Annotated in this window: 15 protein-coding genes; 4 read left to right on the forward strand and 11 right to left on the reverse strand. The window is 70.4% G+C overall.

Annotated features, from left to right (window positions below):
- Positions 1 to 120 precede the first annotated feature (120 nt).
- Positions 121 to 1,935 carry a nucleoside-diphosphate sugar epimerase/dehydratase gene (locus ABZU91_RS12145; RefSeq protein ID WP_355237952.1) on the forward strand — a complete coding sequence of 605 codons (1,815 nt, stop codon included), beginning with the start codon at positions 121 to 123 and terminating at the stop codon, positions 1,933 to 1,935.
- An 86-nt stretch (positions 1,936 to 2,021) separates the two neighbouring features.
- Here ABZU91_RS12145 and wecB read toward each other — a convergent pair whose 3' ends face one another.
- From wecB to ABZU91_RS12170, 5 genes are all read right to left on the reverse strand, one after another.
- Positions 2,022 to 3,146, reverse strand: a complete 1,125-nt coding sequence (gene wecB / locus ABZU91_RS12150) for a UDP-N-acetylglucosamine 2-epimerase (non-hydrolyzing) (RefSeq protein ID WP_355237955.1) — start codon at positions 3,144 to 3,146, stop codon at positions 2,022 to 2,024.
- On the reverse strand, positions 3,143 to 4,381 hold the full coding sequence (locus ABZU91_RS12155; RefSeq protein ID WP_355237958.1) for a glycosyltransferase family 4 protein: 1,239 nt from the start codon (positions 4,379 to 4,381) through the stop codon (positions 3,143 to 3,145). The genes wecB and ABZU91_RS12155 overlap by 4 nt, the downstream gene beginning before the upstream one ends.
- Complete coding sequence (locus tag ABZU91_RS12160) at positions 4,378 to 5,505, reverse strand: NAD-dependent epimerase/dehydratase family protein (RefSeq protein WP_355237961.1); 1,128 nt, start codon at positions 5,503 to 5,505, stop codon at positions 4,378 to 4,380. The genes ABZU91_RS12155 and ABZU91_RS12160 overlap by 4 nt, the downstream gene beginning before the upstream one ends.
- Positions 5,499 to 6,539: an SDR family NAD(P)-dependent oxidoreductase gene (locus ABZU91_RS12165; protein ID WP_355237964.1), complete on the reverse strand. Its 1,041-nt coding sequence runs from the start codon at positions 6,537 to 6,539 to the stop codon at positions 5,499 to 5,501. The genes ABZU91_RS12160 and ABZU91_RS12165 overlap by 7 nt, the downstream gene beginning before the upstream one ends.
- Positions 6,540 to 6,848: 309 nt before the next feature.
- Positions 6,849 to 8,204 carry an O-antigen ligase family protein gene (locus ABZU91_RS12170; RefSeq protein ID WP_355237967.1) on the reverse strand — a complete coding sequence of 452 codons (1,356 nt, stop codon included), beginning with the start codon at positions 8,202 to 8,204 and terminating at the stop codon, positions 6,849 to 6,851.
- A 481-nt stretch (positions 8,205 to 8,685) separates the two neighbouring features.
- Here ABZU91_RS12170 and ABZU91_RS12175 point away from each other — a divergent pair, with 481 nt between their 5' ends.
- Positions 8,686 to 9,993 (forward strand): hypothetical protein, encoded by a 1,308-nt coding sequence (locus ABZU91_RS12175; RefSeq protein ID WP_355237970.1) that lies wholly within the window; start codon positions 8,686 to 8,688, stop codon positions 9,991 to 9,993.
- On the opposite strand, the gene ABZU91_RS12180 is transcribed toward ABZU91_RS12175, so the two are convergent.
- Both ABZU91_RS12180 and ABZU91_RS12185 read right to left on the reverse strand, forming a co-directional pair.
- Entirely contained in the window at positions 9,931 to 11,229 is a 1,299-nt protein-coding gene (locus ABZU91_RS12180) for a glycosyltransferase family 4 protein (RefSeq protein WP_355237973.1), read from the reverse strand. The two genes, ABZU91_RS12175 and ABZU91_RS12180, sit on opposite strands and share 63 nt — an antisense overlap.
- Positions 11,226 to 12,356 carry a glycosyltransferase family 4 protein gene (locus ABZU91_RS12185; RefSeq protein ID WP_355237976.1) on the reverse strand — a complete coding sequence of 377 codons (1,131 nt, stop codon included), beginning with the start codon at positions 12,354 to 12,356 and terminating at the stop codon, positions 11,226 to 11,228. Before ABZU91_RS12185 ends, ABZU91_RS12180 begins: the two co-directional genes overlap by 4 nt.
- Before the next feature lie 127 nt (positions 12,357 to 12,483).
- Here ABZU91_RS12185 and ABZU91_RS12190 point away from each other — a divergent pair, with 127 nt between their 5' ends.
- Positions 12,484 to 13,722: a glycosyltransferase gene (locus ABZU91_RS12190; RefSeq protein WP_355237978.1), complete on the forward strand. Its 1,239-nt coding sequence runs from the start codon at positions 12,484 to 12,486 to the stop codon at positions 13,720 to 13,722.
- A gap of 3 nt (positions 13,723 to 13,725) precedes the next feature.
- On the opposite strand, the gene ABZU91_RS12195 is transcribed toward ABZU91_RS12190, so the two are convergent.
- The 4 genes from ABZU91_RS12195 to ABZU91_RS12210 form a co-directional block, all read right to left on the reverse strand.
- Complete coding sequence (locus tag ABZU91_RS12195) at positions 13,726 to 14,256, reverse strand: DapH/DapD/GlmU-related protein (RefSeq protein ID WP_355238296.1); 531 nt, start codon at positions 14,254 to 14,256, stop codon at positions 13,726 to 13,728.
- A complete protein-coding gene (locus ABZU91_RS12200; protein ID WP_355237981.1) occupies positions 14,225 to 15,727 on the reverse strand; it encodes a lipopolysaccharide biosynthesis protein in 1,503 nt (500 codons plus the stop codon). Before ABZU91_RS12200 ends, ABZU91_RS12195 begins: the two co-directional genes overlap by 32 nt.
- Entirely contained in the window at positions 15,727 to 16,674 is a 948-nt protein-coding gene (locus tag ABZU91_RS12205; protein WP_355237984.1) for an NAD-dependent epimerase/dehydratase family protein, read from the reverse strand. Before ABZU91_RS12205 ends, ABZU91_RS12200 begins: the two co-directional genes overlap by 1 nt.
- Before the next feature lie 107 nt (positions 16,675 to 16,781).
- The gene (locus ABZU91_RS12210; protein WP_355237987.1) at positions 16,782 to 17,462 is read right to left on the reverse strand and encodes an acyltransferase; all 681 of its coding nucleotides are present in this window, start codon (positions 17,460 to 17,462) and stop codon (positions 16,782 to 16,784) included.
- A 256-nt stretch (positions 17,463 to 17,718) separates the two neighbouring features.
- Between ABZU91_RS12210 and ABZU91_RS12215 the strand changes: the two genes are divergently transcribed.
- Entirely contained in the window at positions 17,719 to 20,820 is a 3,102-nt protein-coding gene (locus ABZU91_RS12215) for a M14 family zinc carboxypeptidase (protein ID WP_355237990.1), read from the forward strand.
- Positions 20,821 to 20,904: the final 84 nt, after the last annotated feature.

Raw genomic sequence — 20,904 nt, forward strand, 5'->3', positions numbered from 1 at the left:
CTACATAAGGCGCAAAGCCGCCGGTCAGGCGGCCGAACGATTGGGACGAGGACACACATGCCGCAGCGGCACATCGAAAGAGAACGACGCTCGGAAAGGGCCGGAGCGCGATGGGGGGCGGTGCCTCGGGCGTGCGCTCTCCTCGGCGCGGACGCCGGCGCCTGGATCGTCGGGGTTGTGCTGGCCACCTGGGCGCGTTACGAGTTCACCCTCACCACTGGCCAACTGACGCGCGCGGTGACCCTCGGCGGCATCGCGGCGGTCCTGCACGCGGGGTTGGTTCCGGTGCGGCGGCTCCGCTCGGGCCGGCACCCCGTCGGCAGCCTCCACGAGGTCCAGCACGTCGCCGGCACGGCGATCATGATCGCGAGCATCCTGACGGTGGGTCTGTTGCCGCTCGCCGAGCGACCGGTACCTGCCAGCACCCCCCTCATCGGCGGCGCCCTGGCCGTGCTGTTCATGCTCGCCGCGCGGTTCGCGTACCGGCACCGCCACGATCTCGCCATGCGCCCCGACGTCCACTCGGCGACGCCGGTGCTGCTGTTCGGCATGGGCGACGCGGGCCAGGGCCTGCTGCGGGCCATGCTCGGCGACCCGCGCGGACACTACCTGCCGGTCGGCGCGCTCGACGACGATCCGGAGAAGCGCGACCTGCGCGTTGGCGGGGTACGGGTGCTGGGCGGCCGACACGACGTCGGCACTGCCGTCCGACGCACGGGCGCCGGTGCCGTGATCTTCTCGGTCGCCAACGCCGACGCCGCCCTGATCCGTCAGATCCGCGAGGCGACCCTCGAGACGGGCGCCGCCTTCAAGGTGCTGCCGCCCGTCCGGGACCTGGTGGACCACCGGATCACCGTCACCGACGTCCGCGACGTGCAGATCAGTGACCTGCTCGGCCGCCGCCAGGTCGTCGCCGACCTGCCACTGAGCGGCAACAGCCTCACCGGCCTGCGAATCCTGATCACCGGCGCCGGCGGCTCGATCGGCTCGGAACTGTGCCGACAGGTCATGAAGGCCGACCCGGGTGAGGTGATGATGCTGGACCGCGACGAGACGGCCCTGCACAGCCTCCAGATGTCGCTGGCCGGGCGTGCCCTGCTCGACGGCCCGGAGCTGATCCTCGCCGACCTTCGCGACGACGAGGGCATCCGCCGGGTCATCCGGGAACGCCGGCCGGACGTGATCTTCCACGCGGCGGCGCTCAAGCACCTCACCCTGCTCCAGCGGCACCCCGGCGAGGCGGTCAAGACAAACGTCTGGGGCACCCTGTCGGTGCTCGACGCCTGCCGGGACGTGGCCAGGTTCGTGAACATCTCCACGGACAAGGCAGCCAATCCGATCAGCGTCCTCGGCTACTCGAAGCGGATCACCGAGCTGCTGACCGCGCACGCCGCGTCGCGGTTCCCGGGCACGTTCCTCAGTGTCCGGTTCGGCAACGTGTTGAGCAGTCGGGGTTCGGTGGTGACAGCCTTCCAACGGCAGATCGAGGCCGGCAATCCGCTGACCGTCACCCACCCGGACGTGACCCGCTATCTCATGACGGTCCAGGAAGCCGTCCATCTGGTCCTCCAGGCCACCGAGATCGGTCGGGACGGGGAGGCTCTGGTGCTGGACATGGGCGAGCCGGTGCGGATCGCCGACCTGGCCCGGCAGATGGCCGAACACGCCACCAGCAGCGTTCCGATCGTCTACACGGGCCTACGGCCCGGCGAGAAGCTGCACGAGGACCTCCTCGGGGCTGGGGAAATCGACGCCCGACCGCTGCATCCTCTGGTGTCGCATGTGACGGTGCCGGCGCTGGACCCGAGGGAGGTGCGCGGGCTCGACCCGTACGCCGAGCCGGCGAAGGTCGTCGAGCAGCTCGCACTGCTCTGCACCCAGCCGACGCTTCCGGTGGTGAACGGTCCGCTGGGCGTACCGCTGCAGTCACGCTGACGATGGCCACAGGGCCGGGTCACCGCTCGACGCGGTGACCCGGCCCTGTCGACTGTCCGGCGCTGCCCGGTTCGGCGCTGCCTGCTTCAGCGGCGGATGCCCGCCCAGTCGTGGTGCCGGCGGACGGTGGAGAGGATGAAGTCGACGACCCGCCGGGAGGTGTCCGGCACCTGGTAGTCGACCGGGCAGGGGACCCCCTGCGCGGCGACCTGGGCCACCGTCACCTCGACCGCCTCGACCACGCCCTGCGGGTCGAGACCCGTCATGATGATGCCGCCGGCGTCGAGAGCCTCCGGCCGTTCGATCGACTCGCGCAACGTCACCGCGGGGAAGCCGAGGATGGCCGCCTCCTCGCTGACGGTCCCGCTGTCCGACAGGGTGCAGTACGCCATGGTCTGCAGGTGCACGTAGTCGAGCAGACCGAACGGCTCGTGGAAGGCGATGCCGTCCAGCGCGGTGGCGTCCGGGGCCAGCGCCTCCAGCCGCTTGCGGGTACGTGGGTGGGTGGAGACCAGCACCGGCAATCCCCATCGGTCCCGCACCGCGACCAGGCAGTCCAGCAGCCGGCGGAGCCGGTCGGGGCGGTCCACGTTCTCCTCCCGGTGCGCGCTGACCAGGAAGTACCCGCCCGGACCCAGTTCCATCTGCCGGAGGATGGTCGAGCCGGCGATCGATGTCCGGTAGTGCTCCAGCACCTCCCGCATCGGCGACCCGGTGTGCAGGATGCGGCGCGGGTGCAGACCCTCGGCGAGCAGATTGCGCCGGGCGTGTTCGGTGTAGACGAGGTTGAAGTCGGCCACGTGGTCGACCAGCCGGCGGTTGGTTTCCTCCGGCACGTTCAGGTCGAAGCAGCGGTTCCCGGCCTCCATGTGATACACCGGCACCCGCATCCGCCTCGCCATCAGCGCGGCGATGCAACTGTTGGTGTCGCCCAGCACCAGCAGCGCGTCCGGGCGCAGCTCGGCGATCGCCTGCTCCATGCCGACCAGCACACCCCCGAGGACCCGGCCGAGCGACGAGGTGTCGACCTCCAGGAACCGGTCGGGCTGGCGCAGCCGCAGCTCGGTGAAGAACACGTCGGACAACGTCGGGTCCCAGTTCTGGCCGGTGTGGACCAGAACGTGGTCGACCGTGTCGTCGAGCCGGGCGAGCACCCGGGACAGCCGAATGATCTCCGGTCGGGTTCCGACCACCGTCATGATCCTGGTCATGCCCGTCCTCTCTGCGCAGCAACCTTGGTCAGGATGTCCTCGAACTGGTCGACGCCCACCCGCAGCGACATCCGCTCCTGGTAGGTGTGTCGGGCCCGGCGGCCCATCTCGCGACGCGCGTCGGTAGGCATGTCGGCTGCCGCCACGAACTGGTCGGCGAGCGCCCGCCAGTCCTCCGGTGGGCAGACGAGACCGAGCCCGGCCGAGCGGACGAGGGCCGCGGTGTCGCCGCCCGCCGCCGCGATCACCGGAATGCCGCAGGCCAACGCGGCCTGGAGCTTCGACGGGACGGCGGCCCGCAGGGCGGGCACGTCCCGCAGGCACACCAACTGCCAGTCCGCCGCCGCGGACAGCTGCGCCATCTGATCGGGCGGGTGTCGACCGACGAACCGCACATTGTCGGCGCCCAGGTCGGCCGCGAGCCGACGGGCCGCGTCCTCGCCCGCGCCGGAACCGACAAGCACCAGGTCCAACCGGTCCCGGGCGGAGGCCGCCGCCCGGATGGCCGTGTCCAGGCCCTGCAGGAGCCCGAGGTTGCCGGCGAACATCACGGTGCACCGTCCGCGATGACCCAGCACCGCGCGGGCCTCGGCGGTGACCGGCACCGGCCGGAACAGGGCGTCGTCGGTCCAGTTCCAGACCACGCGCACCCGGTCCGGGTCGGCGCCTCCCGCCACCACCCGCTCGGCCATCGTCGGGGAGATCACCACGATGGTGTCCGCCAACCGGTACGTCGCACGCATCAGCGCGCCGACGGCCCCCTCCAGCGAGCGACCGGCCCGGCCGGTGGGTGCCATGCCGGAATGCGTCACCGAATCGGGCCACAGGTCCTGCACGTGCAGCACGATCGGTGTCCGCCGGGCGGCGCGCAGCAACGCCGCGGCGGCGACGGCCGTGGGCGGTGGGTGGTAGACGTACGTGACGTCGACGTCGGCGAGCCACCGTGCCCCGGGCAACGCGCTGCTGGCACCGAACGACAGGAGACTCAACGCCCGGCGCAGGGCGGAGGCGTCATGACTCGGATAGGCCGGAACCCGCCGGACCGCCACCGGCCCCTCGGTCTCCCGATACCCCCACCGCTGCCGCCAGCCGGGGTAGGTCCGGCCGTACGGGTAGCTCGGAAAGGTGGTGAGCACCCGGACCTGGTGGCCCCGGCCGGCGAGCCCGCTCGCCAGGTTGCCGGGGATGAACGCCCCCTCGGGGGGATACCACTGGCTGATCAGGCCAACCTTCACGCGCCGACCGCCACCGGCGCCGTCCGGGTCGCCTCCACCGGCTCAGGCCAGGTGTCCGGTCGGTCCGGATCGAACAGTTCGTTGGTCCAGAACATCGTCACCAGGTCGTCCGAGCCGGTGTTGACCAGCTTGTGCACCCACATCGTGGGCATGTCCACCAGCACCGGCTCGTCGCCGCTGACCGGGAACCGCAGCACCTCGGTGTCGTCCACCCGGCGCAGACTGATCTCGGCCGAGCCGCGCAGCACCACGAACCGTTCCACCTTCGCCAGGTGGAAGTGCTCACCTCGGGTGATGCCGGGGCGGGTGGTGGAGCAGAACGTCTGGCCGGCCCCGCCGTGCGCCTTGACCGTCTCGACCAGCTCGCCCCGGGCGTCGGCCCGGCGGGGCAGCGCGAGCGGATAGTGCGCTGGGAAGCAGTGCGACCGGTAGGTGTTGAACAGCCGCACGTCGTGCCGGCTCACCAGGGACGGGAACTCCCCGGTCCGGTACGTCGCGGCCATCCCGGTCAGCAGGCTGGCCAGAGCCTGCACGCCGATCCGCACCGGCGGCATGGCCGGATCCCACGAGCCGCCGGCCGGTACACCGATGAGCCGCGCGGCCGCGTCGGTGACGTGCACGAGGCTCAACTCGCGGTCGGCGTGCACCTCTGGCCGGCCGCCCTCGGCGAGCACCCGGCAGAACGTCGCCACGGCCGAGTTGTAGTACGGACGTCCGTGTTCGCCGTACAGATTCGGCAGCAACACGTCGTCGACCTCGATGCCGGTGGCCGCCAGCACCCGCGCGGCGGTGGCTTTGGCATCGCCGTACGGGGTGCCGTTGCCGGCCTGCACGGAGTTCGCGTAGACAACCCGTGCCGGCGGGTTCGCACACCGCTTGAGACCTTCGGCGAGCTGCGCGGCGAGTTGGACGTTCCCGGCCGCGACATCGGCCGGCTCGCCCCGGTTGACGCCGGCCAGGTGCAGCACACGGTCCACCCCGGCCACCTTGGCGGCGACCACGCCGGGATCGGTGAGGTCGGCCCGGGTGAGCACGACCGGTTCCGGCCAGCCCAGCGCCCGCAGCAGCACCCGCACGTGCCAGCCGAGGAATCCTCCGGCACCGGTGACGGCGAGCCTCAGCACGCCAGCACCGGGTCCCGCAGCGCCAGCTCCGCGCGTACCTCGGGCAGCGTCTTCAACAGCGCGATGATCTCGGGTACGCCGAGCTGCGGCGCGTTGGCCGAGTTGAAGTCCTCGCTCGGCCCGCCGCCGAGGTCACCCTCGGAGACGTACAGCGCGTAGTTGAGGTCGCGGGCGTCCAGCGGCACCCGGAGGAAGTCGCCGAAATCCTCGGCCTGGGCGAGTTCCTCCCTGCTGGCGAGCGTCTCGGCCTGTTTCTCTCCGTGTCGCACGCCGATCACGTCGAGCTTGGTGGGCACGTCGAAGAGCTGACACACCGCCTCGGCCAGGTCGCCGACCGTGCAGGCGGCGGCCTTGCGGATGAAGATGTCACCGGGTCGCGCGTGGTGGAAGGCGTGCTCGACCAGCTCGACCGAGTCGGCGAGCGACATCAGGAACCGGGTCATCCCCACGTCGGTCACGGTCGGCGCCCGGCCGGCCTTGATCTGCTCGACGAACAGCGGGATCACCGATCCACGCGAGTACATGACATTGCCGTACCGGACGCAGGAGACGGTGGTCGAGCTGTTCGGGTTGTTCCGGGCGTGCGCCTGGGCGACCTTCTCCATCAGCGCCTTGCTCATGCCCATCGCGTTGACCGGGTAGACGGCCTTGTCCGTGCTGAGCACGACGACCGATCCGACGCCGTTGCGCTCGGCGGCCTCGATGACGTTGGCGCTGCCCAGCACGTTGGTCCGGACGGCCTCCAGCGGGAAGAACTCACACGACGGCACCTGCTTGAGGGCTGCCGCGTGGAAGACGTAGTCGATGCCCCGGCTGGCCTTGAGCACCGAGTCGTAGTCGCGCACGTCCCCGACGTAGTAGCGGACCCGCTCGTCGCCGAGCAGCCGACGCATGGCGTCCTGTTTGGCCTCGTCCCGGCTCAGCACCCGGACCTCACCGGCACCACGGTCGAGGAGCCGGCGCACCATGGTCTGGCCGAAGGAACCCGTACCGCCGGTGATGAGAACACGGCGTCCGGTGGTTGCGAAATTCATTGATTCTCCCGTGTCGTCGCTGCGCCGGTCCGCAACCCGACGACTCGACGAGAGAGTCACGGGGCGCCCGCGCACCCGTCCCGGAGCAAGGGCCAAATCGGCCAGTTTCAGCATCCGGGATAACGAGAGGCGACCTCCACAGATACGCTCTCCGTCGCGATTCGACCGCAAGGCATTACCAGCAGCGAATCGATCCGGACGTCCAATGTGAATCGGGCACTCAATCGTGGCGCAGGCCAAGACGAATTGCGTTCGCGGACTGGAGCCCACCGCGTTTCCGATCGATTCGGAAACCTCTCGCACCCAGCGTCACGACGAGCCAGCGCGGACGGGGAAGATCGAAGTGGGCGAAGAGATTACGGGCGGCACGTCCTCGTCGGCCCGGTGCCGTCCGGCCATCTTTCCCGACCTCGGCAGTATCGACGTTCCCTTGGCCGCCCACCGCCACGTCCCTGGTGACAACCGCGACCACAGCGCCGCGACCAACCAACCGGCGGGAGACAGTTCCCAGTGACCGGACAGGAGGATCGGCAGCCACGCCAGGACCAACACGCCGGCGAGGCATTTGCCGACCGTGCCCGAGCCCGCCGGCCCGATCAGCACCGCCACCCCGAGCGCGGCGAACAGCGCCAGCCCGACAGCACCCAGCTCCACGGCGATGGTCAACGGGACGCTGTGCGCTCCGATGCCGGTAACGGTCGGGAACATGCCCGGCCCGATGCCCGTCCAGATGTGCCCCTCCCACACCTGCCGGGCCAGCGCCCACAGATAGAGCCGCCCCGACATGTTGTCGTCCCTGCGGGCGAAGAACTCCTGCAACCACAGCAGCCGCGAGTCCCCGTACACCCCGAAAGGGATGGCGATGAGCAGGGCCGGAGCCGCTACCGCGATCGAGGTCCACGCGACCCGGGGCGCGGCCCGAGCCGCGAGCAGATATCCACCGACCAACACGAGGGCCATGAGCGCGCCCCGGGTGCCGTTCCACACCACCGCGTAGGCCAGCAGCGGGATCGCGGCCAGCACGGCGAGCCGCAGCCGCCGGGACAGCCCACCCGCCCGCGCCACCGCGACCGCTACCACCACCCCGGTGACCAGCGAATAGGCTGTGTAGTTCGGGTTCACCGCGCCGATCCCGACGCGGATCAGTGCCGGGTCGATCGTGGGGTCGACCCCCCGAGCGCTGCTCACCACCTCGACGGCCGCCCACACGCACCCGCCGAGGTAGGCGCAGCCCACCAACGCGAAATGCGAGGCGTTGGTCACCGCTCCCCGCGCCGCGACGAACAGCGTGCACATCCCCCAGTACGCCCACAGGGCGTTGGCAGACGACGGCACCCCGGTCACGCTGATTGCCGCGGCGCTCGCCCAGACGGCCAACACGACCGCGAGGAGATCCGGCCACCCGAGACAGCGCCACGCCGACGGCACGATCAGCAGCAGTGCCATCAACACATACCGCCCCTGCACGGTGGCCGGCGCCACCGGAGCCACTGCGGCGAGCACGCACACGAGGACCAGCCCCAGCCCGCCCCACAGGTTCACCGCCGGCAACTGATGGTCCCGACGGTAGCCGAGCTGCGCCCCCATGGTCCGCACCATGCCGTTGCGTCCCCTCTTCAAGGCGGCCCTGTCCCGCTCCTGCGGCCCGACCGATACCCCCTTCATCGCCCAACGCGACCGGGAGCCGCCGGGAAACTGTTGGACTGCACCCAATATCGGCAACTTTGGAGCCAGCTACGAGACGGTCGACGTCGTAGGCGCTGTGGAGAGCCGCCATGCGCGCGACCGGCATTCGCGAAAGCTGCCAGATATCGTTTCGGCCACTGATATAAAACCCTCAACACTTGTGACACCACCATCGGGAATGCCCCGCCCGCGACCTGACCTGCTCGCACGGCGACAGACCTCTGGTCGATCCACGTGTCGACCCGGCGGACCAGATCGGGGACGAGTGGAACCAGCCCGGCCGGGAGGCACCCGGCGGATCGGGAATTGACGCGGGAGCACCAGCCGGATGACCACGACAGCACCGAGCACCACACGTTGGAACGCACCTGCGCCCGTTCCCACAGAGCCCGTTCACCACCAGGGACCCTTTCGCCATTCGTCGCGCGCCTGGTTGCCACTGATACTGGCCGTCGGCTGGATGCTGGGGACATTCGGCTTCTTCTGGGCCGGGGCGCTGGCGCAACAGGTCCCGAACCCGGCCAAGCTGTGCCTGTTCGTGTTCAGCGCCACCGGCGCCTTCGCCGCCGGTTACGCCGCGCAGCTCTACCGCCGCGGTACACCTCGACGATCCGGCGGCGCGACGAGGTCGACCGACATCCGGCGGATCCGCAGGCTCGTCCTGGCCGGCGGGATCTACCACGTCGCGCTCGGCGTCGCCCTGCTGCTCGAATACGGGGCGACCGGCCCCGGCAGCATCCTCGCCAGTCTGCAGAACCCCGCGGCGGCCTACCTGAACAAGTTCACGGTCTACCAGCAGCAGCAGGACAGCGGGCGCACGAATCCGGCCATCCAGGTTCTCACTCTGCTCGGCGTGCTGGGTACGGTGCTCGTCCCACTGCTTGTCGTCCACTGGCGGCGGTTGTCCAGCGGCCTGCGAGCCGCCGGCATCGCGGGCGTCGGTGTCTACAGCCTCTTCTTCCTCTATATCGGCACCCTCAAAGGGCTCGGCGACGTCGTGCTCATGATGGCGGCCAGCCTGCTCATGGCCGCCTCGCGTGGGCCGGGCCGGCTCGGCCGGACGAAGAAGCGTCGACGCGCGACAGTGCTGGTGGCGGTCGTCGTGGCCCTCTTCTGCGCCTATCTGGTCAGCAACCAGGCCGATCGGGTGGACCAGTTCGGCACCCAGGACCGTGTCCGTGCCAACCCGACGGTGGAGCGGATCGTCGGCGAGCATGCCGCGACCGGAGTGGCCGCTCTGATGATCTATCCGACCCACGGCTATCTCGGTCTCGCGTACAACCTCGACACACCGTTCGTCTGGTCGCACGGTCTCGGCAGCACCCCGGCCGTCACCTCGTACGGCACGCAGTATTTCGGCGTCGACGCGGACCGGTATCCGGCCTATCCCACGCGTACCGAGGCCCGGACGGGATGGCCGGCGGGTATGTACTGGTCGACGATCTATCCCTGGCTGGCCTCTGACCTCACGTTCCCGGGGACCGTCCTGTTCATGGCGTTGCTGGGCTGGTTCTTCGCCGGGCTCTGGCGTGCGGTCAACCTCGCTGGCGGCATCCTGCCGACCCTGCTCTTCGTGCAGATGTGCCTGCTCGTCACGTACATCCCGGCGAACAATCAGCTCGGCATGTCCCGCCCGGGGATGATCGGTCTCGCCACCCTGCTGATGCTGTACCTGTGGAACGCCCTGACGAACGGCGCGGGCGATTCACGGCCGCCCGAGGTGCAGCGGCGAGCCGTGCCCCTGCTCGGCGGTGTCCACATCCCCTGAGTGGGCGACCGACAGGCCGGCCAGGAACGACCGGATGCGTCGGCCCTGCGGTTCCGGACCGCGGGTCTCCCGCACGAAGGCGGCACCGGCAGCGCCGAGGGCGGCTCTCTCCCCGGGAGGCATCGCCAGCAGGTGCCGCAGCGCGTCGCACAGCCCGTCGGCCGTGTCCGTCTCCGCGAAGCGCAGGTACGGCTCGTAGTCGGGCGGGATGCCCGGCAACCGTGTGGTCACCACGGGAACGCCGGTGGACAGGTACTCGATGAGCTTCGACGGGAACGAGTAGCGGACGAACGTCTGATCCACCGGTCGCGGGTTCACCAGCACCGACGCGCCGGCGAGGCGTTGCACCAGCTCGGCGCGGTCCAGCAGCTCCGGCGGGGAGATCCGCGGATCGACCTCCGCCTGCGTCCGCGCCCACTCCTCCAGCTCGCCCCGCCCGAACAGGAGCAGGCGCAGGTCCGGGTCAGCCATACCGCGAAACGCCTCGACGAGACGGTCCACACCGTACGCGCGGGTCAGCCCACCGGCGTAGACGATGTCGCGGGTGGCGGTGTCCGGTCGGGTCGGGACGGCAGCGGGTCCGCCAGGTGACGCCCCGGCGGCGGGTGGATCGCAGATCCCCTCCATGACCAGGCGGGGAATCGATGGCGCGAAATCCTCGCCAAGTGCCGCAGTGAGCACCACGACGCCGGAGGAGCGACGCAGCGCCATCCGGACCAGCGCGTGATCCAGCCGGCGCAGCGCGCGGACGATCCGCCCGTCGGAGGGGAGAACCACACCGGGAGGATCGGTCAGCACCGGCACCACCCGTGCCGTGCCACGCCGCGCGACCAGGACACCGAACCACAGGAACGGCGTGTGGACGCCGTGGATGAGCAGGACGTCGTCGCCGTGCCGGCGCAACGTCCGCGACCCGGCGCGTACGGCGGCAACGAACCGGGTCAGGTGCTTCAGGCCGAGCAGATTGACGAAGCCGAGCAGTTCCCCGTGCACGCCGTCCTGCTGGAACTGCCCCGAGCGGAAGTGGATCTGCCGGTTGCGCGGGAACGTCGATGCGGGTGCCGCGGAGAGCAGACGTACCGGACAGCCCGCCGCGCGGAGGCTCCGCACCAGGGCCCAGGCGAACGTGTGCGTCTGGGTGGGCAGGACGACATCGCGCGCCACGATCTCTCGGAGCACGTCGTCGGCGACCGTGAAGCCGAGCAGCAGTACGCGGGGGCAGTGCTCGTCGGTCACGCCGCTCCTCGCAGGATGCGCTGGTAGACGTCGTCGAGGGACCGGAGCATCACCGGCAGGCTGTACGCGTCGTGCACCACCTTGCGGCCCGTCTCCCCCAGATGCCGACGTTCGGCGGCGTCGTCGAGCAACGGCTCGAGGGCGGCGGCGAACGCGACCGGGTCTCCCGCCGGCACGAGATGACCGCCACCCTGGCGCAGCACCTCGACGTTGCCGCCGACGGCGGAGGCCACGACGGGCAGCCCGTGGGCCATCGCCTCCAGCAGCGCGTTGGACAGGTTCTCGTGCAGGGTGGGAAAGACGAAGATGTCGGCGGCCGAGAGAAGATCCGGCACGTCGAGCCGACTGCCGAGCAGCCGCACCTCGGTGCCGTGGACACCGGCCAGGGCTTCGGTGATTCCCGCGCGGTCCGGTCCGTCACCGGCGACCAGCAGCACCCGGCGGCGCGGTGGCGGCGGCAGTCGCCGCAGCGCGTCGGCCAGCACCCCGAAGCCCTTGTCCCAGTTCAGCCGCGCTACCGCGATCATGACCACGTCCTCGTGGCCCAGGCCGAGGGCGGCACGTCGAGTGCTCCGCACGCTGCCCACGTCGGCGGGTAGTGGAACCCCGTTGGGGATCACGCCGACGAACCTGCCGGCATGTGCCCGCACGAAGTCCCGGCCGGCGGCGTACTCGCACACCGTGGCGACGTGGCTGGCCATCCGCAGAGTGGCCGGTTCCGCGCCACCGGCCAACAGCGCTCTACGCCAACTGCGGCCGGCGTGCCTCAGGTCCCGCACGGTGCCGTGCACGGTGACCAGGATTCTGGGACAGCCGGCCAACCGGGCGGCGAGCACGCCGTGAAAACCCTCGTTCTGCAGGCCGCGCACGTGCACCAGATCGGGTCGCACCCGCCGCAGGAGTCGGACCCATTCGCGCAACAACGGCACGTTGAGACCGCCGTTGCCGCCGACCTGATGCATGCGGACGAACTCGTACCGCTCGCCGAGGGCGGAATCCAGCACCCGCCCCACGGCGGTCAGTGGCCCGTTGGCGCCGGGCGTGCCGGCCGAGTGCTGCACGACGACCGGCCGTGCGCGCACCGGTGGAGCGCTCGGACCGTGGTCGTCCCGGCGAACTGGCTGCACTGACACTCCATCGTCGACCGTGGGCCACCGACGGCGCGCCCTGATCCTCGGTAACCGCATCGGTGCGTACAGTAACACCGGCAATAGCCGTCAAACGTTTGAGACACGCTTTATACGAACGGAACGCATGAAAAGCGACGAGACCCTCACCTCTCCAGCTCGGTCGTCGATCGCCCCGGGCGAGCCGGCGCCACGAGTGGTCATGGTGGCGGCGTACCGGTTCCCGCACGGTGACGCCATGTCGAACCGGCTGCTCCAACTGGCCCGCTCCGCGACTCCCCCGGGCGCGACGACCGTGATCGTGAACGACTGGCCCGGCACCGAACGCCCACCCGAGCCGGTCACCCTGCCACCCGAACTGCGACTGATCACGCTGTTCGCCGCCGACGGGGGCGGGAGACTCCGGCGCTGGGCGCGCCGGCAGAGCCGCCCGCTTCGCGTGCTCAGAGCCCTGCGTCAGGCGGGGGTACCCACCGGTGAGGTCACCGGCATCTGCCTCCCGCTGGGCTTGTGGAACCTGAGCACCTGGATCGTGTTGCGGCTGACGATGCGCTGTCCGTTGACCGTGGACGTGCTCGAACGGCACGAGCCCGGACAGTTCCGCCACGGACGCCTGACGCCCTACTTCATCCGGCACCGGTGGCACTCCCTGCTCGCGGAACGGTTGGCGGATCGGGTCATCGCGATCTCCACGACGCTGCAACGACGCCTCGCCCGGCCGAACCGCCCCATCCTGGTGGTGCCGCCCCAGGTCGACTGCGCCGATTATCACGAACCCGCCCCGCCGTCGCTGAGGGACGGTCTGCGGTTGCTGTACGCCGGCACCGCAGGGCCCAAGGACCGCCTCGCCGCGGTGCTGGAGGGCATTCGCCGGCTGCCGGAACCTGAGCGTCAGCGGGTGCGGCTGACCGTGGCCGGGATGACCCAGGAGCAGGCCGCCGCCATGTCCGACCTGGACGATACGGTCGTGGCGGACCTCACCGACCAGATCGTCTTCCTGGGCCGGGTGTCGCGCGACCGCGTTCTGGCGGAGTTGCGCACGGCGCACTACTCGGTGCTGGTCCGACCCACCGGGGGCTACGCCGATGCGGGCTTCCCGTCGAAGGTGCCCGAGAGCCTGGCCGCCGGCTGCCCGGTCCTGCTCAACCACACCAGTGACCTGGCGACGTACATCGACGACGGGTGGCAGGGCATCGTGCTGGCCGGGCCCGACGCGGACGACGTCCGGGACGGCCTCCGGCGGGCGCTCAGCCTCGACGACGCGCAGTGGTGGCAGATGAGCCGCCGCGCCCGGGAGCGGGCGTCGGCGTTCGACTACCGCGCCTGGAGGCCCACGGTCAGCGCGTTCGTGGCCGGCCGCCCCTGACGTCTAGGACCTCGACACTCCGTAGATCTCGCGGATCACAGCGGCCTTCTCCTGCGCAGGCAGGTGGCCGCAGCCGAGCGACTTGGCCCTCATCGCTGTGAGGTACTCGTCGGTGGTGCGCAGAACGCGCGCGGGCACGCCAGCGGCGACGCTCCCGTCTGGAACGTCACGGGTGACGACGGAGCCGGCTCCGATGATGCATCGATTCCCGATCCGGACCCCCGGCATGATGATCGACCGGACACCGATGTAGACATCGTCGCCGACACTGACGGGAGCGGTCCACTCGAGATCCGGATATTCCCGGCGCAGGATGAGGGTGCCGCCGTCATGCGTGAGGAACTGCACGCCGGCCGTGATGTAGACGTTGTCACCCAGTGTGATCAGCCAGGGCTCGGAGCCGAACATGCTCCGGTTGACGCCGTAGAAACGTACGCGCCCGCGTAGGTTCACCCCGATCGAGCGCGCGAACTCTTCCGGGTCGCGGGCCGCCGCTCGGCGATCACGCAGGGCAGCGAGGATGCTGCGCACCATCATGCTCCATCTCAGGTGAAGTGGACGATCTCGCGGAAACTCCCGCCAACGCCTTCCGGTAACCGACGATGGCGGCGGGGAGCACGGTCACCCCGTACGACAGCGCCGAGGCGAATGCGACACCGGAGAGGCCTTCGCTGCCCGCCAGCAGGATCTTCAGCGGTACGGCGACAGTCAGGCAGGCCACCCAACCGAGGAACTGCGGCCCCAGCAGCCCGACGCTGTTCTGCACCATGAAGAGCGGCGACGCGACGGCGACGCAGACTGACCACACGGCGAGCGCGACGAACAGCGGGATCGGCACCCGCGCGAGGTCGTCGGACCGTACCCAGATCCGCAGGATGTCGTTGCCACCCACCACGAGGCACAGCGCGGGCAGCGCCACCCCCGCGGCGGACAGGACGACCATTCGTCGGGTGCTGCGCCGGACCCAGCTCACGTCGCCCCGGGCGAGAGCTTCTCCATTGGCCGGCCAGAGCGGCAGGTTGACCAGAGTGACGAACAACGCCAGCACGGCGAACATCCGCAGGATCACCGCGTAGTTCGCGGCCGCGTGCAGACCGAGCACCCGGCCGACGAGGAAGCCGTCGATGTTGAGGGCGAGGGAGGTGAGCACGGAGAGCCCGAAGAACCGGGACCCCAACCTCAGGAGGCCCCGCACCTTCGTGGCGCGTACGTCCCTGAGGCGCGGTCGGAGGTCGGGCTGCTGCCAGCCGAAGAACCAGACGGAGTTGGCCAGGCTCATCAGGGGCACGGCAAGCACCGCGGCCGCGATCACCAGGACCGGGTCGGCCTTCGCGGCGGCGGCGACCACCACCAGGCCCGCCGAGATCAGGCTGCCGGCCGCCTGCCAGAGGTTGCTCGCTCCGACCTGCTGGTGGGCGTACTGCACCCGCTGGATGAGGGCCAGCGGAATGTTGACGAGGAAGGCGCCGAAACAGAGCAGCACGACCACTCGGGCGTCCCGGGCGACCGCCGGGTCCGCGACGTTCAGCAGCGCCGGCCAGGCCACCAGCCGGATGGTCGCCACCAGCACCAGCACCAGCGTCACCGCCAGGGAGCCGAGCAGGGCGTACGCGCTCGCGATCTCCCGGGCCGCCGCACCGCGATCGCCTGTGGCGTAGAGCCGCGAGAGCCGGGTGAGCAGGCCGTTTCCGAGGCCGAAGTCGGCGAACAACGCCATCGCGGTCAGTGAGGTGATCGCCATCCACATGCCGTACCGCTCGGGGCCGAGATAGCGGAAGGCGATCGGGGTGATCAGCAGTGGCGCGACCAGGCCGACGGCCTTGCCGGCGAGTGACGAGGCGATGCCGGCGACCAGTGCCCGGCCACGCGAGCGCCGCGCCACCGACAGGTCGTCCTCGCCCACCGCCGACTCCGCCGTCGCGGCCCGTGCCGTCGACGCGGTGTCCACGGGCGTGTCGACCAGGGCAGGTGCGGCCGCCCCGGCCTCCGGGGGCCGGTCGAGCATCAGGCGGGCTGCTTCAACACATGCGCCTCGAACCATTCGACGGTGGCGCGCAGGCCGTCGATCCGGGGAGTCGGCACCACGTCGGGAAAGAGCGAGCGGAGCACCCGGTTGTCGGCCTCGGAGTGGCGGACGTCCCCGGTACGTGGCTCCACGTGCCGCCGGGCGATCGGGCGACCGATGATCTGCTCCAACTCGGACACCACCGTGTGCAGCTCGGCCCGGGCGCCGAAGGCCAGATTGACCGGCTGAGGATGGGAGACCGAGCGCTCCACCGCGTCGAGCAGCACCGCGCAGACCGTCTCGACATAGGTGAAGTCGCGGGACTGCCGACCGTCGCCGTGCAGCTCGACAGGTTCACCGCGCAGTGCCGCGTAGACGAAACGGGGTATGACGGCCGCGTAGCCGTGGTCGTGCCGTTGGGCGGGGCCAAAGACGTTGAAGAACCGGAACGCGAGGGTGGGAAGGCCGAAGGACGACTGGTACGCCAGCGCGTAGGCCTCGGTGGCGAGTTTGCTGACCGCGTACGGACTGAGCGGGCGGGTCCAGGCGAGCTCGGTCTTGGGCAGCACCGGGTTCGCGCCGTAGACCGAGGAGGACGAGGCGACGACGACGTGGCCCACCTCGTGACGGCGCGCGGCCTCCAGCACCCGCAGCGTGCCGGTGGCGTTGGCGTGGTGCGACGCGATCGGGTCACGCAGCGAACGCGGCACGCTGGGCAGCGCCGCCAGGTGCACCACCGCGTCCCGGCCGACCATCGCCCGGTCCAAGGCCTCGTCGTCGAGCATCGAGCCCGGGATCGTGTCGACGTCGAGGCCGTCGAGATTGCTCATCTGCCCCGTTGCGAGATCATCGAGGATCCGGATGTCGGTGACGCTGCGGCGCAGGATCGCGGCACGGGCCAGGTTGGACCCGATGAAGCCCGCGCCGCCGGTGATGAGTAGTCGCATGCGTTCGCCTCCGCGATCCATGGAGTGGTCACCCGTTCCAACGAGCATCCACAGCGACCGTCACGTTTCGTCATCGGGCGACTACAAGCCGACATTGGTCCCGACCCTCAGTGCAGGGCAGCTGCGGTCGAGTTCGTTCGCGGCTCGGCCCCGGGCAGGCCCCGCAGGGCCGTCAGATCCGCCGGCGTCAGTCGGCGTTCCGGTGGATAGAGCAGTTGCTCGTGGGAAATGATCGTCTCCACGGGCCAGCGCAACCGGATCACGCGGGCCGGGTTGCCGGCGGCGACCGCGTAGGCCGGCACCGGGCGGGTCACCACGGCGCCGGCCCCGATCACCGCACCACGACCGATCGTGACGCCGTGCAGGATGACGGCGCGGGTGCCGACCCAGACGTCGTCACCAATCGTCACCCCCCGGTCGAGGTCGCCGTCGGCGTGCCCCTTCTCGACGGCGACCATCGGCACGCCGACGCGGTCGATCCGGTGGTTGCCACCCCGGATGGTCACCTCCGGGCCGAACATGACGTTGTCACCGATCCGGATCCGGGATCGAGCAGCCATGAGGATCGGACGGTGCCCGAGATCGACGTTGTGGCCCACCTCGATCGTCTCGTAGGTGTAGACGCCGTCCGGGTCGAAGGCGAAGTTGTCCCCGTGGGCGGCGAACCGACCGGCGTTCGCCACACCCCGGACGGCCCTGCGGGCCCGGGACCCGGTGGTCCAGACCAGATCCAGGAGCCGGGCGAAGCCCACGAGCACGCGCCCCGGGCCGCGCGAGGACACGCGCATCAGGCGCCACACCGCCCTGCGCCAATCAAGCCCTGCGGGGCCACACCAAGGACCTGACGCATCGACGTACTCCCTATCCGATGTCGTCACCACCACTGCGGACACGGGTGAGCGTACGTGCGGAATGCGGCTTCGATGGCGAAATGCTGGTTAACTGCGAAACGGGCGGTCGATCGCCACCACTGATCGACCTATTGACATCCTTAAGTGCAGACCGAAGGCTCGCGCCAACAGGTCCTTCACACAAGGAGGCGCGATGAGACCGAGACGACTGGCGATCGCCGGCGTGGTCACCCTGCTCGGAGCCCTGGCACTGGCGCCACCGGCGAGCGCGCGGCCACCGTCGGACCCCGGCGCCCGCGAGGGCCTGGAGGTGTACGTCGGCACGGTCGACGGCAAGCAGCGGGACCTGCTGCGCGAAGCCGGTGTGGACCTCGGTCACGACGCGACGGCGGACTTCACCGGACGCACAGCCGTCGAGACGGTCCTCACCCCGCGGCAGGCGAAGCGACTGATCGACAAGGGCGTACCCCTGCGGGTGAAGAAGGTGCGCGGCAAGGACGCGTCGCAGGCGCTCCGGGAGCAGGCCGCCGGAGGCTGGTCGGCGTTCCGCCCGTACAGCGAACCGGGCGGCCTGCGCGACGAGATGACCGCCACCGCCGCGCGGTTCCCGAAACTGGCCAAGGTGGAGACGATCGGCAGGACCCAGCAGGGCAAACCGATCCTCGCCGTCAAGGTGACCAGGGACGCGCGCAAGGTCCGCGACGGACAGCGACCGGCCGTCCTCTACTCCGGCGCCCAACACGCCCGCGAGTGGATCACTCCGGAGATGACCCGCCGCCTCATGCACCACGTCCTCGAGGGTTACGGCGCCAACCGGGAGATCACCCGCCTGCTCGACACGACCGAGCTGTGGTTCCTGCCCGTGGCCAACCCGGACGGCTACGACTACACGTTCACCCCCGGCAACCGCCTCTGGCGCAAGAACCTGCGGGACAACGACGGCGACGGCCAGATCGGCCCCGGCGACGGCGTGGACCTGAACCGCAACTTCGCCTTCAAGTGGGGGTACGACAACGAGGGCTCGTCGCCCGATCCCAACAGCGAGACCTACCGGGGCCCCCGACCCTCCTCCGAACCGGAGACGAGGGCCCTCGACGGGCTGCTGCGCCGGGTCGGCTTCGAGTTCTACGTCAACTACCACTCGGCGGCCCAACTGCTGCTCTACGGCGTGGGCTGGCAGGTCAGCACACCGACGCCCGATGACGTGATCTACGAGGCGATGGCCGGTGACGACGCCCATCCGGCCGTTCCCGGCTACGACCCGGACATCTCCGCGGAGCTGTACACCACCAACGGTGACACCGACAGCCACGCCACCGTCCGCTACGGGACGCTGGGCTTCACGCCCGAGATGTCCACCTGCGACTCCGCCGCGGCCGTCGATCCGGACGACGAGTGGCGCCCCGAGGACTGCGTCAGCGACTTCATCTTTCCCGACGACGAGACGCTGATCGCCGGCGAAGTCGCCAAGAACCTGCCGTTCGCGCTGGCCGTGGCGAAGTCCGCGGTCGACCCGGACGACCCGGTGTCGGTGGTCGGCCGCAGCACCCCCGACTTCGTGGTGGACGCCTTCGACACCTCGTACGGGCGCACCCAGCAGGTCGCCTCCATCACCCGTCGGGCCCTGAAGAACGTGCGGATGCACTACACGGTCAACGGTGGTCGGCCGAAGACGGTCGGGGTCCGCGAGTGGCGCGGCGGCGAGCGGTACGGCGACACCAACGACGACTACTACGCCGAACTGCGCGGCACGGTCACCGGCACGAAGCCCGGCGACCGGGTCGAGGTCTGGTTCACCGGCGTCAAGCAACGCGCCAAGGTGGTCGCCAGCGAACACTTCACCTACCGGGTGCACACCGACATCGGCGGTGACGTGCTGGTCCTCGCGATGGAGGACGTCACCGGGCTGAGCCCGACGCAGACCGGCGCCACCGCGAAGTACACGGACGAGATCGCCGCGTCGCTGACCGCCGCCGGCCGCACCAGCGACGTGTACGACTTCGACGCCATGCGCCGCACGGCCCCGCACCCGCTCGGTGTGCTGTCGCACTACAAGGCGGTGGTCTGGGAGACCGGCGACGACGTCATCCTGCGCTCCCCCGGTCAGGTGGCCGGCACCGCCGCCAGGGCGGCGCTGGACACCGAACTGGCCGTACGTGACTACCTCAACGAGGGGGGCAAGCTGCTCGTCAGCGGCCAGTACGCCCTCTACGCGCAGGGCGCCAACGGCGCGTACGTGTACCGGCCGGACGCGCCGCCGGAGTGCACCGACGGGGACGACCCGGCCTGCCTGCCGCTGCTGAACGACTTCCAGCAGTACTGGCTGGGCGCGCACACCTACGTCAGCGACGGTGGCACGGGCGACGACGGCCCGTACCCGATCCAGGGCGTCGACGGGGCGTACACCGGCCTGTCCGGCACCCTCAACGCGCCCGGCTCGGCCGGCAACCAGACCCACACGGCCTCGTTCCTGACCACGTCGAGCTTCCTGCCGGTGGACGACTTCCCGCAGTTCGCCAGCTCCGCGCCGGTCGGCTGGGTGCGTCCGGGGTCGGCCCCATTCGATCCGCGCACCGGTGACTGGTACCTGTGGAGCGGGCAGGCCGACGAGTCGTTCAAGCGGCTCACCCGGACCGTGGACCTCACCGCGGCCACGAGCGGCGAGCTGCGTTTCGCCGCCTCGTACGACATCGAGACGAACTGGGACTTCCTGGTCGTCGAGGCGCACGAGGTGGGCAGCGACGACTGGACCACGCTGCCCGACGCCAACGGGCACACCGGCCAGGAGACCGGGGACAGCTGCGCGTCGGGGTGGCAGACCCTGCACCCGTTCCTCACGCACTACCAGAGCGCGGACTGCTCGCCGACCGGCAGCACGGGTGCGTGGAACGCGATCACCGGAGCGTCCGGTGGCTGGCAGGAGATTTCGGTCGACCTCTCGGCGTACGCCGGTAAGCAGGTCGAGGTGTCGATCTCGTACGTCTCCGACTGGGGCACCCAGGGCCTGGGCGTCTTCCTGGACGATGCCCGGGTGCTCGTCGACGGTGCCACGGTCACCGAGACCTCGTTCGAGACCGAGGACCTGGGCGGCTGGACGGTGGCCGGTCCGCCAGCCGGCTCCACTGGTAACGCCACCGACTGGTCGCGCAGCCAGCAGGCGTTCGAGGAGGGGTCGGTGGTGGTCACCGGGGACACCGTCTACCTGGGCTTCGGGCTGGAGGGCCTGCCACCGGCCGCGCGCGACGACCTCGTCGCCCGCTCGCTGACCCACCTGACCGGGCGTCCGCGCCGCTGACGGCACGGTGTGCGCCGGCGGTCCGCGCGACCGCCGGCGCACCTTCGGGTGTACGCCGGACGCGTCCGACGCGGGTGTGGTGAG

The sequence above is a fragment of the Micromonospora sp. NPDC005174 genome (assembly GCF_040608495.1).
Lineage (GTDB): Bacteria > Actinomycetota > Actinomycetes > Mycobacteriales > Micromonosporaceae > Micromonospora.